This is a genomic window from Cellulomonas sp., from assembly GCF_015234515.1.
In the GTDB taxonomy this organism is placed as follows: domain Bacteria; phylum Actinomycetota; class Actinomycetes; order Actinomycetales; family Cellulomonadaceae; genus Cellulomonas.
On sequence record NZ_JADGMY010000014.1, the window covers coordinates 124,350 to 137,850 of the forward strand.

9 protein-coding genes are annotated in these 13,501 nt (G+C 75.9%); 2 read left to right on the forward strand and 7 right to left on the reverse strand.

What is annotated here, in order from left to right; all coding sequences use genetic code 11:
- Positions 1–334: 334 nt before the first annotated feature.
- On the reverse strand, positions 335–856 hold the full coding sequence (locus IR158_RS05310; RefSeq protein ID WP_291810459.1) for a DUF2505 domain-containing protein: 522 nt from the start codon (positions 854–856) through the stop codon (positions 335–337).
- 130 nt (positions 857–986) lie between these two features.
- Here IR158_RS05310 and IR158_RS05315 point away from each other — a divergent pair, with 130 nt between their 5' ends.
- Complete coding sequence (locus IR158_RS05315; protein ID WP_291810461.1) at positions 987–2,468, forward strand: sensor histidine kinase; 1,482 nt, start codon at positions 987–989, stop codon at positions 2,466–2,468.
- A gap of 151 nt (positions 2,469–2,619) precedes the next feature.
- Here the strand turns inward: IR158_RS05315 and IR158_RS05320 are convergent, their stop codons facing one another.
- Positions 2,620–2,868: a WhiB family transcriptional regulator gene (locus IR158_RS05320; RefSeq protein ID WP_013117620.1), complete on the reverse strand. Its 249-nt coding sequence runs from the start codon at positions 2,866–2,868 to the stop codon at positions 2,620–2,622.
- Positions 2,869–3,374: 506 nt separating this feature from the next.
- Here IR158_RS05320 and IR158_RS05325 point away from each other — a divergent pair.
- Positions 3,375–3,824 carry a hypothetical protein gene (locus tag IR158_RS05325; protein ID WP_291810475.1) on the forward strand — a complete coding sequence of 150 codons (450 nt, stop codon included), beginning with the start codon at positions 3,375–3,377 and terminating at the stop codon, positions 3,822–3,824.
- Between the two features lie 19 nt (positions 3,825–3,843).
- On the opposite strand, the gene IR158_RS05330 is transcribed toward IR158_RS05325, so the two are convergent.
- The 5 genes from IR158_RS05330 to IR158_RS05350 form a co-directional block, all read right to left on the reverse strand.
- Positions 3,844–7,632, reverse strand: a complete 3,789-nt coding sequence (locus tag IR158_RS05330) for an FtsK/SpoIIIE domain-containing protein (RefSeq protein WP_291810478.1) — start codon at positions 7,630–7,632, stop codon at positions 3,844–3,846.
- Between the two features lie 136 nt (positions 7,633–7,768).
- Positions 7,769–10,327 carry an ABC transporter permease gene (locus IR158_RS05335; RefSeq protein WP_291810480.1) on the reverse strand — a complete coding sequence of 853 codons (2,559 nt, stop codon included), beginning with the start codon at positions 10,325–10,327 and terminating at the stop codon, positions 7,769–7,771.
- Positions 10,327–11,169 (reverse strand): ABC transporter ATP-binding protein, encoded by an 843-nt coding sequence (locus tag IR158_RS05340; RefSeq protein WP_291810482.1) that lies wholly within the window; start codon positions 11,167–11,169, stop codon positions 10,327–10,329. Before IR158_RS05340 ends, IR158_RS05335 begins: the two co-directional genes overlap by 1 nt.
- 143 nt (positions 11,170–11,312) lie before the next feature.
- Positions 11,313–12,044 (reverse strand): response regulator transcription factor, encoded by a 732-nt coding sequence (locus IR158_RS05345; RefSeq protein WP_291810484.1) that lies wholly within the window; start codon positions 12,042–12,044, stop codon positions 11,313–11,315.
- Positions 12,041–13,378, reverse strand: a complete 1,338-nt coding sequence (locus IR158_RS05350; RefSeq protein ID WP_291810487.1) for a sensor histidine kinase — start codon at positions 13,376–13,378, stop codon at positions 12,041–12,043. Before IR158_RS05350 ends, IR158_RS05345 begins: the two co-directional genes overlap by 4 nt.
- Positions 13,379–13,501 lie beyond the last annotated feature (123 nt).

Below are 13,501 nucleotides of genomic sequence, written 5' to 3' on the forward strand. Positions count from 1 at the left end.
GTCGAGCCCCGACGTGGGTGCGCTCCCGTGACATCTCGCGGGAGCGTTCCCACGCACTGCGGGACACCTTTGTCGGGAGATGGGCGGGTGTCAAGGACGGGGATCGGCAAAGGTGGGGTGGTAGCGGTCCCACGGGGGTGTCATCGCTGGTCAAAGCGATTTCCCATGCTTCCCACGTTATTCAATCGTTACGGCTCGGAGATCTCCCCGTGCCCCCGTTCGGGGGAAGTGTCCGGGGCGCCCCCGGGCGTGCCGACGGAGGTCGTGCGCCGTGCCGCGGGGGCGGACGCGGCGGGGGGCTCGCGGCGTGCCCGGCTCGAGGTCGCCGACGACCTCAGCGGGCGGCCTCGGCGTCGCCGTGGTGCTCGCCCTGCGCGGCGAGCCACCGCGCGGCCACGTCCTGCTCCGCGCGCAGCGCCGCGCGGACGGCGGCGCCGGCCGCCTCCTCCACGGCGGCGGCGAACAGCGGGACGGCCGCACGGACCTCGCCGTCGTACGTCACGCGTGCCAGGTCCGGTCGCGCGGCGGCGAGCGAGGTCCGGCCCGTCACGCGCACGGGCGCGCCCGCGATCTCGACGACGACCGTCCCGGTGCGTGAGCCGTCGGCGAGGGGCGCCTCCCAGGCCTCGACCTGGCGCACGTCGATCCGCGCTCCCACCAGCGCGTGCATGTGGGCGGGGATCTGCTCGGTGGGCAGGGCGCGACGCGTCGTCACCGTGAAGGCGCCGGCTGCGGTCCCTGTCACGTCCACCTGCTGCTCGACCGCGCCCGAGGCGCGCACCTTCGCGTCCACGTACGCCGGGTCCGCCAGCAGACGGGCAGCGGTGCGCACGTCGGTGGGAAGGTCGATCGTCACGCGCAGCTGCACCGTGGGCCCCCGTGGTGGATGAGCTCTGGTCCGAGCGGCCGCGCGGACCAGCGACGGACGTCCGACCGCGGCACCCCCGTCGTCGTCGAGCGTAGCCGCCGCTGCGTACCCTGGGCGTGTGTCCACGCTGAGCGACCTCGTCACGCGTCATGGTGCGCTCGATCCCGCAGACGTGGAGTGGCTCCATCTCCTGGTCGGTGACTGGCAGGTCGTGTCCGACCTGGCGTTCGCCGACCTCGTGCTGTGGCTGCCGACCGTCGACGGGGAGTTCGTCGCCGTCGCGCAGTGCAGGCCCTCGACGGGCGCGACGGTGCACTACGACGACGTCGTGGGTTCCCGGCCTCCCGAGGGGCAGGTCGCCCAGCTGCGGCGCGCCCTCGAGGAGCAGGCGCCGCAGCGGTCCCGCGAGCCGCGCTGGTTCGGCTCGTACGCCGTCCGGGAGGAGGCCGTGCCGGTGGTGCGCGGGGGGCGGTCGATCGCCGTCCTCGCGCGTCAGACGAACCTCGGGGGGGCGCGCACGCCGTCGCGCCTGGAGCTCAACTACGTCGAGGCGGCCGACGACCTGGTCGGCATGGTCGCGCGCGGTGAGTTCCCCGCCCCGGACGCGCCGACGGGGCCGCGTCGGGGTGCGCCGCGCGTGGGCGACGGCCTGGTCCGGCTCAACGGCGAGGGAGAGGTGCTCTACGCGAGCCCCAACGCCCTGTCCTGCTTCCACCGGCTCGGTGTGCTCGGCGACCTGGTCGGCAGGTCGCTGATCGAGGTCACGTCGGACCTCATCGAGCAGGACGCGACCGTCGACGAGTCGATGCCCCTCGTCCTGATGGGCAGGGCGCCGTGGCGCGTCGACGTCGAGGCCCGCGGCGTGGCGCTCTCGCTGCGTGCCGTCCCCCTGACGGACAGCGGTCAGCGGACGGGGGCCGTGCTGCTGTGCCGCGACGTCTCCGAGCTGCGGCGGCGCGAGCGCGAGCTGATCACGAAGGACGCGACGATCCGGGAGATCCACCACCGGGTCAAGAACAACCTGCAGACGGTCGCCGCGCTCCTGCGGCTCCAGTCGCGTCGCATGAGCTCGCCGGAGGCCCGCGATGCGCTCGCCGAGGCGATGCGTCGCGTCGCCACGATCGCCCTGGTCCACGAGACGCTGTCGCAGACCCTCGACGAGAGCGTGCCGTTCGACGACCTCGTCGGGCGGAGCCTGCGGCTGGCGGCCGACGTCGCGACCGCCGGCGCGCACGTGCGGACGACGGTCCGCGGCTCGTTCGGCGCCGTGCCGGCCGAGGACGCGACAGCGCTCGCGCTGATCCTCACGGAGCTCGTGACGAACGCTGTCGAGCACGGGCTCGCCGGGCGCGACCAGGGCACGGTCGAGATCGTCGTCGAGCGGTCAGGTCACCGGCTGCGGGTGGAGGTCGCCGACGACGGCGGCGGTCTGCCGGAGGGTCGGGGAGAGGGGACGGGGCTCGGCACGCAGATCGTCTCGACCCTCGTGCGCAACGAGCTCGGCGGCTCGATCGCCTGGCTCGCTCGCGAGGGCGGCGGGACGTCCGTGGTCATCGAGGCGCAGCTCCGGCAGGGGAGGGACGCCGCGACCGTCGCGTGAGACCACGCGCGACGAGCGTGCGTCGCGCTGCCAGCCGGGTCGACGGGGCCGGACGCCAGGACCTGCCCGGACGTCACGACGGGGCCGCCGTCATCGGCGGCCCCGTCGGGCGGTCGGCGGTCGTCGCCGGCAGGTGCTGGGGTCCGGCTGCTCAGCCGGCTCGACGCTGGCGGGCGGTGCGGCGCTTCAGCGCACGACGCTCGTCCTCGGACAGGCCGCCCCACACACCGGCGTCCTGACCGGTCTCGATGGCCCACTTGAGGCACGTGTCGACGACGTCGCAGCGACGGCAGACGGCCTTCGCCTCCTCGATCTGCTGCAGCGCAGGACCCGTGTTCCCGATGGGGAAGAACAGCTCGGGGTCCTCGTCGAGGCAGGCTGCGCGGTGACGCCAATCCATGGGGGCTCTCCTTGGCACACGCATGCCCGCACGCCCGAAGCGCGCGCGGCAATGCATGGGATCAATGGTGGGGGGAAAACGTGCTGAACCCAGCGTCACACCCCGGACCTCGGCGCACAAGGGTTACGGCAACGTTTCATGTCCATAACGACTGAGGCGTTGATCACATGGTCGCGTGCTCCGTCCGAGTCGTCCCGTCGACCGTCCAGGCGCCGCCCAGGTGGCCTGGGTCGAACGTCCAGGTCAGCGCGGTCGGAACCAGGCTAGGCCGCTGACCTGGGAGATTGCTGTGCCCGGCGTGGCGATGTGCAGGGCGCTCACCCGCCGGCCGGGCCCCGGGGGCAAGGGGGTGACGCGCCTCACGTGCGTCCCGGCCGCCGTCCGTCGGGGCCACGGGGCCGGTGAGGTGGTCCGAGGCGCTTGCGGCCTCTGGTATGGGTGCCGCGCAGCACGCTGCACACCGCCCGGTCCGGCCCTCGACGCTCCTCTCCGCCTAGGGTCGTGCCATGCCCCGAACACCCCCCGACCGCGGGTCGGTCACCGGACCCGACGCGGCCCGTCCCGGCCCCGGCGGCGGACGCCCGCCGATGCTCCTCCTGGCGTGCGCGGCCGTGCTGGTCGAGGCCGCGCTGCTCGTGGCGGCTGCCGTCGTCGGCGTGGTCGCGCTCGTGAGCGGCGGCGACGCGGGACCTGTGCTCTTCCTCGTGGCACTCGCGCTCGGCACCGCCACGCTCCTGGCGAGCGCAGCGCGCGGTCTGTGGCACGGGCGCCGGTGGGCACGGGCGCCCGTGCTGACGGCCCAGGCGTTCCTCCTGGTGACGGCGGCAGCGTGGTGGAGCGTCGACGGTGGAGCGACGGCGCTCGCACTCGGCCTCGTCGCACTCGGCGTCGTCGTCGCGGTCCTCAGCCCCCGTGTCGTGGCCGTCACGTCGAGAGGCCGCGACGCAGGCGCGTGACGCCGTGCGGCTCGCCGGGTCACACCGCGCCTGCCCCGCGGTGCCGTCCGGCGAGGTCGTGCACCTGGACCCGGACCAGCACCCGACCTCGCCGCAGCACGCCGCGGCCCGGTGGGCGCGACCTCGGGTCCGTGTGGAACGCCCCCGTGGGTCCCAGCAGGTCGGACGCGGCAGGCCCGTAGGCGTCGAGGACCAGCACCTGGCGTGCGCGCAGCGCCGCGGCGACCGGGCCGCGGTAGCCCGTGGCGGCGTGCTCGCCCGTGGTGGCGAGCGCGACGACCCGGGGGCCGCCTCCCCGGCCGTCCACCATCGACTCGAGGCGTTCGGCGAGCTGCGGTGACGCGCGTTCGAGCAGGTCGAGGTCGTCGACGAGGAGGACGCCGCCGTCGTCGTCACCGGTCGCGGTCCGCGGACCCGGGGCGCGGTCCAGGACGGCCGGAGCGTCGGACGGGGACAGCACGAGGACGCCGGGCGGCGCGTCCTGCACCTGCGGCGGTGGCGCGTGCCCGGTGAGGATCATCACGTGCCGACCGCTCGCCGCCCAGCCGCGGGCGAGGACGTGCAGCGCGGTCGTGCGCCCGGTTCCGGGCGGCCCCGCCACGACGAGCGGCCTGGTGGGGTCGACATGGACGGGACCGGGTCCGTCGGCGCCGACGCCGATCACGATCGTGTCCCGGACGGTCCTGCCGCGAGACGCCGAACCTGGTGGCGGCACGGAGCGTTCGGGAAGGACGCCGATCCGCACGGCGGGTGGCGCGGCGCCGGACGCGTGCCTCACCGGGTGGGCCTCTTCGGCTCGTGCCGGCAGGACCACCTGGCACAGGAGCGCGCTCTCGACGGTGCACGCCACGGCACGGCCCGGAACCGTGCGGGCGGTGACCATGCCGTGCGGGACCCCGGCCTGCGAGTCGAGCGCGGAGTCCGGCACAGGCAGGACGAGGCGTAGCCCGAACGCGCCGACGAGGCGGGACAGCGCGGGCACGACCGGTCCCGCGGCGGCGACGCGCACCCCGCAGGGTGGGTGACGCAGCAGTGTCGTGAGCAGGTCGACGCCCGCTCCCCGGGCGTGCGTCGCGAGTGCGTCCAGGAGCGCGTCGAGCCCGTCGAGCAGGAGCACGACCTCGGGACCGTCCGGCTGTCGGGGCGACATCAGGCGATCGAGCAGCAGCAGCGCGCGATGCACGTCGTCGACCGGGAGGGTGGTCCCCAGCTGCTCTCCCGCCACCCGTCGCAGACGATCGAGACCCCCGTCCGGCAGCCCCACGGCGTGGACGTGCGCACCGCCGAGCAGCGCGTGCGAGGCGACGGTGAGGAGGGTCGTGGACCGGCCTGAGCGCGGGCCGCCGAGCACCAGGAGGTGACCGTGCGCGGGCCCCCACCGCACCGGCGTGCGGCGCTGCTCGTCCGGGAGGTCGCCCACCGCGACGAGCAGGCCGTCGGTGTCCGCGCCGGTCGCCACCAGGTCCGCGGTCACCTGGTCCGGCAGCGGGGGGAGCCACGGCACGGCCGTGCCCGGCAGGCCGCTCGCCGCCTGGCGGCATGCGGTCACCCACTCCGTGACGTCGTCGTCGTCGACCGGCGCGACGCACCAGCCCGCCACGCCCCGTGACGGGACAGGCGCCGCGAGCCGCACCGGTGCAGCCGTGCGCCGGTGGCGTGCACGTGCCACCTGCAGGGGTGCCGCCGGCTGCGACCCGATGCGGACGAGTGCGCGGCCGGGGCTCGCCACGTCGAGGTGGGCGGCGTCCGGGCACCCGACGACGTCGCGCGAGTCCTCCTCGTCCGCGACGCGCAGGGCGATGCGCAGCCCGACGTTCGCGCGCAGGTCGGCGGGCACCGCGCCGGCCGGCCGCTGGGTCGCGAGCAGCAGGTGCATGCCGAGCGCACGTCCCTGCGCCGCGAGCCGCGAGAGCGCCGCGGCGGCGTCGGGGACGTCGTCGACCAGGGCACGCAGCTCGTCGACGACGACGAGCAGGCGGGCAGGGGTGCTCGCGGCCGCGGGGTCGAGGTCGGCGACGTCGGTGCGCCCGGCGCGGGCCAGCAGGTGCTCGCGGCGGCGCAGCTCCGCGCGGAGCCCCACGAGCGTGCGTCGCGCTGCTGCGACGTCGAGGTCGTGGACGTGGTCGACGACGTGCGGCAGCCGCGCGAGCGGGCCCAGGCCCGTGCCGCCCTTGAAGTCGACCAGCAGGACGGCGAGGCGGTGCGGCGGGTGCGTCAGCGCCAGACCGAGGACCACGGTCGTCAGCAGCTCCGACTTGCCGGCGCCGGTGGTGCCCGCGACGAGGGCGTGCGGCCCGTCGCGCACGAGGTCGAGCACGGCGGGTGCGCCGCCTGGGCGGGTGCCCACGGGCGTCGCCAGCGTGCGGGCACCTGCGGGACGCCACGCCCGCGCGACGGCTGCCGCGTCGGGCGCGGGGACTCCCGGCAGCTCGCCCAGGGCGGTGACCGGCAGCGACGTGGGCGGCACGGCCGTGCCGTGCGTCGACAGCGACCACGCGAGCGCCGCCGCCGACCTCCCCTGCGCGTCGGCCACGTCCGCGGCCACCGCCTGCGGTGCGCAGCCCGGTGTCGAGTCGTCGCCGGTGCGCAGGACCGTCGCCGCCCACGCGGGCACGGTGGCCCCCGGCGGCACGACGAGGAGCAGCCGGGCCCGCGGTGACGCGAGGCGCCACGCACCGAGGGTCGTGTCCTCGCCGTCGGACACCACGAGGACGTCGTCCTCGTCCGTCCCCGGCAGCAGGGCCGACGGGCCCCACCACCGGGTCCACCGCCAGTCGGCGCTCGCGCCGGAACGCAGCACGAGACGCGTCGGTGTGCCCGCTCCGAGCGTGCGCAGCACGAGCGCGCGCGCCGCGCCGAGCGAGCGGTCGCGGGGACCGGTCAGCGCCAGGGTGCGGTCCGCGGGCCATGCCGCGTCGTCGCCGGGGACGGTGCCCGCGTGGTCGCGCAGGCGGAGCGCCGTGGTCAGGCGCACCCCCGCGACGTCGGGACAGGACGGCGCGGGGGTGCCGGTCGCGTCGGGCTCCGTGGGGGCGTCCGGTGTGCGCGCCCCCCGCACGCCGAGGAGCCCGGCCAGGCCCGTCACCGCGGTCAGCAGCAGGACCGGCTGGCGCAGCGCGACGGCCAGGGCGAGCGCGACGCACGCCGAGGCACCGGCCGTCCATACCCACGCGGGCCCCGCGGGTGTCCGCCGGCCGCGACGGCGGACACCGACCGCGCCGCGCAGCTGCAGCGCGAGCCCGCCGACCCGCACGTCGTCGCCCGGCGACCACGTGCGCGGCCGCGGTCCGACGCGTCGTCCGCGCTGGGGGAGCCGCAGACGCCCGGACCGTCGCCGTGACCGAGCCGTCATCGTCCCGCGCGCACCGACCACGCGGACCGTGACGCGAGCGCCCCGCCGGTGCACGTCGACCCACGAGGGCGTGGTCCGGCCCGGACCCCCGGTCCCGACCGCCGACACGACAGGGACCCGGACGCGCGCGCCGTCCGCCAGCGCGACGAGACGCCCGGAACCGGGCCCCTCGAGCACGGCCAGGTGGTTCCCGGCGCGGAGGGCGGTCAGGACGTCGTCGTCGGGAGCGGGGCCCGGCGCGAGGTGGGCCCCCGGCAGGAGCGGGGGTGCGCCCGCGGGGTGGTGGTCGTCGAGCACGCTGCCCGCGACCTGCAGCAGCGCGCGCGGTGCGGCCCAGCGCACGTCACCGGTGAGCACGGCGAGCCGACGACGCAGGTCGCCGGCGGGGACGCCGGGGTCCACCTCGACGTCGAGGAGCCGGTCCGGCAGGACGGGGGAGGGCAGGGTGAGGCGCACCCCGCGAGCATCGGCCCGCGGGGTGCGCCGTGACGTCCCGGGGCCGCGAGGTGTGGGTGACACCCCGCGGCCCCGGGTCTGTGGTCGGCTCGACGGTGCGGCGGGCCCTCCTCCGCGCCGCACCGCGGCCGTGGTCTCAGTCGACGCCGAGCGCGGCGACCGGGGGCGTGCGGGCGGCTGCGCGGGCGGGGAGCGCCGAGGCGGCGAGCCCGGCGAGCAGCGCCACGACGAAGACGGCTCCGACGTGCGCCCAGGGGACGGACAGGTGCACGTCACCGAGCGGGCCGAACACCGTGGCGGCGCCCGCCCAGCCGTACATCAGCCCGAGCACCGTGCCGATCAGCGCGCCGACGCCGGCGATGAGCATGCCCTCGGTCGCGAGCATCCACCGCAGGCCACGTCGGGACAGCCCGACCGCGCGCAGCGTGGCCGACTCCCGGCGACGTTCGATCACCGAGAGCGACAGCGTGTTCGCGACCCCGATCAGCGCGATCACGACGGCGACCCCCAGCAGGCCGATGACGATCGCGAGCACGACGGCGATGATCTGCTCGTCGCCCTGCCGCTGTGCCGCCGTGCTCTCGAACTGCATCGTGTCGTCCGCGACCAGGTCCTGGACCTCCCGCAGCGTCTCGACCGCGTCGGCCCCGCTGCTCAGCCTCGCCAGCAGTGCCGTGGGCGGGCCGTCGATCCCCAGCGCGTCGGCCGCTTCGGTCGTCAGGAGCGCCGTCTTCGTGCCGCGCGGCAGGACCTCGATGCGCGCGGTGTCCTGCGCGCTCACGTCCATGGCGGTCACGGAGCCCGACCAGCTTTCCGGCACGACGCTGCGACCTGCAGCGATGGCGTCGGCCGCGACCTGGTCCCGGAGCACGTGGGCGTCCGCGGGGTCGACCACGTAGGCGCTGCGTTCGAGGCCCTCGGCGTTCTGCACCAACCCGGCCCGTGCGACGACAGCCGTCTCGACGCCGTCGAGGCCCGTGACGTCGGCCGCGACAGCCGCGCTCATCGCCTCGCCGGACGAGTCCACCACCAGCAGGTCGACCGGTCCGCGCTCGTCCATCTCCCGGGCGAGCGAGTCCTGCGCCGAGATCGCCCCGGTGCTCATCATGACGACGAGCGTGACGCCGATGACCAGGGCGGTGCTCGTCGCGGACGTCCGTCGCGGGTTGCGCAGCGTGTTGGCCGCGGCGAGACGGGCGCTCGTGCTGATCGCCGCCACGGGGCGTCCGACGGACGACACGATGTGCGGCACCCACAGCGGCGAGCCGACGAGCAGGCCGACGAACGACGTCCCGCCACCGAGGACACCGATGCCCAGCGGCAGCATCGCGTCCACGCCGGTGCCGGCACGGGCGAGCACGATCCCTGCCGCCAGCGCCGCGAGCCCGCCGACCGTCAGCAGCAGCGACAGCACGAGCCGGATCCGGCCGGGCCGTGCGTGTACCGTCGGCGCGTCCGCCGGCCGCAGCGCCGCCACGGGGGACACCCGGGTCGCCGCCCGAGCGGGCAGGAGCGCGGCACCGACGGTCACCGCGACCGACACGAGCACCGGGACCAGGATGTTGCGGAGCGTGGGCTCGACCGCCGGGGGCAGCGGCACGCCGGTCTGGACCCGCGCCAGGACGCTGAGCATGCCCTGCGCGAGTCCGAGCCCCGTGAGCACGCCGGCGACGCCGGCGACCAGGCCGAGGATGCCGGCCTCGAGCAGCACCGATGCGCGCAGCTGGCCGCGGCGTGCGCCGACGCAGCGCAGCAGTGCCAGCATGCGGGTGCGCTGGGCGACGATCACCTGGAACGTGTTCGCGATGACCAGGGCCGCGACCAGCAGCGAGACGGCGGCGAACCCGAGGACCATCATGACGAGGAGGTTGCCGGCGCCGTACGACTCCACGCTCCGGGCCGCGGCCTCGTCCCGTGTCAGCACCTCGTCCCCGTCCAGCTGGCGTGCCAGGTCGGACTGCACGGCGGCGACGTCGCCGTCGACGGCCACGAGGATCTCCGAGACGCCCATGTGGTCGATGGTCGCCACACCGCTCCACTCCACGACCGCGTCGGGGGTCGCCAGCCCCGCGCCGCCGTAGCGGGCCCAGGCGCCCGACGAGTCCTGGACGATCCCGACGAGCGTGACGTCCGCCGTCATCTGCGTGGGCTCCATCTCGAGCGACGTGACGACGTCACCCGTCCCCTCGACGGCGTCCTCGACCGTGCCGCCCTCGGACTCGTCCGCGGGCCAGACCGTCCACGAGGCGCGGAGGGTGTCGCCGACCCCGATCCCGAGCCGCTCCGCCGAGGCGGCCGGCAGCGCGACCTCGGCGTCCGACGCGGGCGCGCGGCCCTCGGCGACGTCGAGCGACGCCAGCGAGGGGTCGGAGGGCACCGGGATCACGCCCTCGTTGGAGGAGCGCCGACCGCTCTCGAGGGACACCCAGCTGATGACGAGCGCGTCGGCGGCGGTGACGCCCGCGGTGTCCCGCGTGGCGGCGAGCGACTCGGACGGCGTGGCGTCCATCGAGGGGAAGACGACGAGGTCGGCGTCGCCGTAGAGCGCCGTCATCGCGTCGTAGCCGCCGCGTTCGATGACGTCGCCCGCGGTGAGGGTCGCCGTGACGAAGGCCGAGCCGAGGAGGATCGCGACGCCCGCCGCGATCAGGCGTCCGAGGCTGCGGCGCATCTGGGCGAGGGTGAGCCGCAGCATCAGCGCACGCCCCCCGACGTCACGTCGACGACGGGCGTCGCGCCCGTCGGCGTGCCTGCGGGCGCCTCGAGCACGCGCAGGCCCTCGAGGCCCGCGAGCACCGACTCGGGGGTCGGGTCGGCGATGTCACCGGCGATCCGGCCGTCCGCCAGCAGCACCACGCGGTCGGCGTACGCGGCCGCGGTCGGGTCGTGCGTGACCATGATGATCGTGCGGCCCAGCTCACGGACCGAGCGGCGCAGGAAGCTCAGCACCTCGGCGCCCGAGCGGGAGTCCAGGTTGCCCGTGGGCTCGTCGGCGAAGACGACGTCGGGCTGCGCGATGAGGGCGCGCGCGATCGCGACGCGCTGCTGCTGCCCGCCGGACAGCTCGCTGGGCCGGTGCGTGAGGCGCGCCTGCAGCCCGAGCGTCGTCACCAGCGTGTCGAACCAGGCGCGGTCCGGTGCGCGGCCGGCGAGGTCGAGCGGGAGCAGCACGTTCTGCTCGGCGGTGAGCATCGGCAGGAGGTTGAACGACTGGAAGACGAAGCCCACGCGGTCACGGCGCAGCCGGGTCAGCGCGTCGTCGCCGAGCGACGTGATCTCCGTGGCACCGAGGTGCGCCGTGCCGGAGGTCGCGTCGTCGAGGCCCGCGAGCAGGTGCATCAGCGTCGACTTGCCGGACCCGGACGGGCCCATGATCGCGGTGAACGCCCCCGTCGCGAAGTCCACGTCGACGGCGTCGAGCGCGCGGACCGCCGCGGCTCCGGACCCGTACACCTTGGTCAGCGCGCGGGCGCGGGACGCGGGCGCGGCGTCGTCGGCCGCGGACCGGTCGTGGGGGAGGGGGGCGGTGGTGGGCAACGGGTGCTCCTGTCTCGAGGTGTGCCACCAGGTTCACCCGGCGGCCCGGTCCCCCGCGTCCCGCCCCGGGTGGGTCCTGCCGGTGCCCGGGTCATCCCCAGGCCGCACACCCGCGACCCGTCGGTACTCCGCCGGGACGTCGCTCAGGACCCCGCCCGCACCAGCCCGGCCTCGTAGGCGACCACGACGGCCTGCACGCGGTCGCGCGCGCCGACCTTGGCCAGGATGCGCCCGACGTGGGTCTTGACGGTGGCCTCGGCGACGAACAGGTCCTGGCCGATCTCGGTGTTGGAGCGGCCGCGGGCCATGAGCACCAGCACCTCGCGCTCGCGCTCGGTGAGCTGGGCCACCGCCTGGTGCGCCGGGTGGTCGGTGGCCGACGGCGCGTCGTCGGGCAGGGCGGTGACGAGGTGCTCGAGCAGCCGACGGGTGCTCGACGGTGCGATGACCGCGTCGCCGCGGTGGACGGTGCGGATCGCCGCGAGCATCTCCTCCGGCGGCGCGTCCTTGAGGAGGAAGCCGCTCGCACCGGCGCGGATCGCCGCGAGCACGTACTCGTCGAGGTCGAACGTCGTCAGGACGATGACCTTGGGCGCGGGTGCCTCCGGGGTCGCGCGCGACACGATGCGCTCGGTGGCCTCGAGCCCGTCCATCGTCGGCATGCGGACGTCCATGAGGACGACGTCGACGGGCCCGGTCGCGGTCCGTGCCGCCGGGTCGAGGGCGCGCACCGCCTGCGCACCGTCACCGGCCTCGAGCACGACCTCCAGGTCGGCCTGGGAGTCGATGACCATGCGGAACCCGGCGCGGACGAGCTGCTGGTCGTCGACGAGGGCGACGCGGATGGTCGCCGCGTCGGTGGTCTGTGCGGTCACGAGGTGGTTCCTCCGGCTGGGTCGAGGGACGGGGTATGTGTCAGGGTGCCGGCGGCGTCGGCTCCCGCAGCCGCGCCGGAGCCCGGTGTGGGCAGCGTCGCCCGGACGCGGAACCCGCCACCGGGGCGGGGGCCGGCGGTCACCGTGCCCCCGAACATGGTCGCGCGCTCGCGCATGCCCACCAGGCCCTGGCCCAGGCCGTCGGCGTCGGCGGCGGCGCCGCGTCCGTCGTCGCTGACCTCCAGCGTGACGGCGGCGGGCTCCCACCGGAGCATGACGGTCACGCCGGGGTCGGGGCCGGCGTGCTTGAGCACGTTCGTCAAGGACTCCTGGGCGATGCGGTAGACGGTCAGGCCGGCGCCGGGCGGCAGGTGCCGCGGCGTCCCCAGACGCACGTACGACACGCGCATCCCGCTGGCCCGCATCTGCGCCACGAGCTGCTCGACGTCCTCCACGGCCGGCTGCGGCGTGGTGGTGGCGACCGGCGGCCCCGCGGCCCCGGGTCCCGAGGGCGCGGCGGCGAGGACCCCGGGTGCCGCGCGCCCGGGCCCGCCGGCACCCGGCGCGTCACGCAGCACGCCCAGCAGGCGGCGCATGTCGGTCAGTGCGGCGCGGCCGGTCTCCGCGATCGTGCCGAGCGAGCGGCTCGCGGCGTCGGGGTCCTGCGCCGCGGCGTACCGCCCGCCGTCGGCCTGCGCGATCATCACGGAGAGGCTGTGGGCCACGATGTCGTGCATCTCGCGTGCGATGCGTGCGCGCTCGGCCGCCGTCGCGATGATCGCCTGCTGGTCCCGCTCGACCTCGAGCCGCTCGGCGCGGTCCACGAGCGCCTCCAGGTGCTCCCGGCGGCTGCGGCGCACGAGCCCGAACGCCCACGCGACCAGGAAGATGCTCGCGATCAGCACCATGATGATGACGGCGCTGGCGTGGTCGTAGGGCGCGAACATGGCAGCGCCCACGACGACCGCGCCGACGATCGCGGTGACGATGCCGGTGCGGTGGGCCCAGCGCGGACCGTGCAGCGCGACCGAGTACAGGGAGAAGGGGATCACGACGTCGACGGGCAGCAGCGGGAACCCGGCGGCGATGTGCAGCAGGGCGCAGGTGTACACGAGCGTGACGGAGGCCGCCGGGTGGGTGCGGCGCCACGCGAGGGGCGCGACGACGCCGAGCACGCACAGTGACAGGAGCGCCGCGCTGCCGCCCGCGGCCTCTGTGGTGACGGCCAGGATCGACACCGGGACCAGTGAGAGGGTCAGGAGCGCGGTGATCGCAAGGTCGACGCCCTGGCGGTGGGTGTCCTCCCACTTCCACAGCCGGTCCCACCACGTCATCCTGCAAGCCTAGGTGGCCGGTCTGCCGTCGGCGTGCACCTGGGGTCGGACGTGGCCACCGCCTCCCGTCCGTCCCCGGGCGCACGTGGGCCGGGCGCGGGGCGGTCCCCGACGATCGGTGGA

Excerpts from the sequence above, each read along its gene's own strand:
- IR158_RS05320 (WP_013117620.1), bottom strand. The coding sequence starts at position 2,868 with ATGGATTGGCGTCACCGCGCAGCCTGCCTCGACGAGGACCCCGAGCTG.
- IR158_RS05325 (WP_291810475.1), top strand. The coding sequence starts at position 3,375 with ATGCCCCGAACACCCCCCGACCGCGGGTCGGTCACCGGACCCGACGCG.
- IR158_RS05335 (WP_291810480.1), bottom strand. The coding sequence starts at position 10,327 with ATGCTGCGGCTCACCCTCGCCCAGATGCGCCGCAGCCTCGGACGCCTG.
- IR158_RS05350 (WP_291810487.1), bottom strand. The coding sequence starts at position 13,378 with ATGACGTGGTGGGACCGGCTGTGGAAGTGGGAGGACACCCACCGCCAG.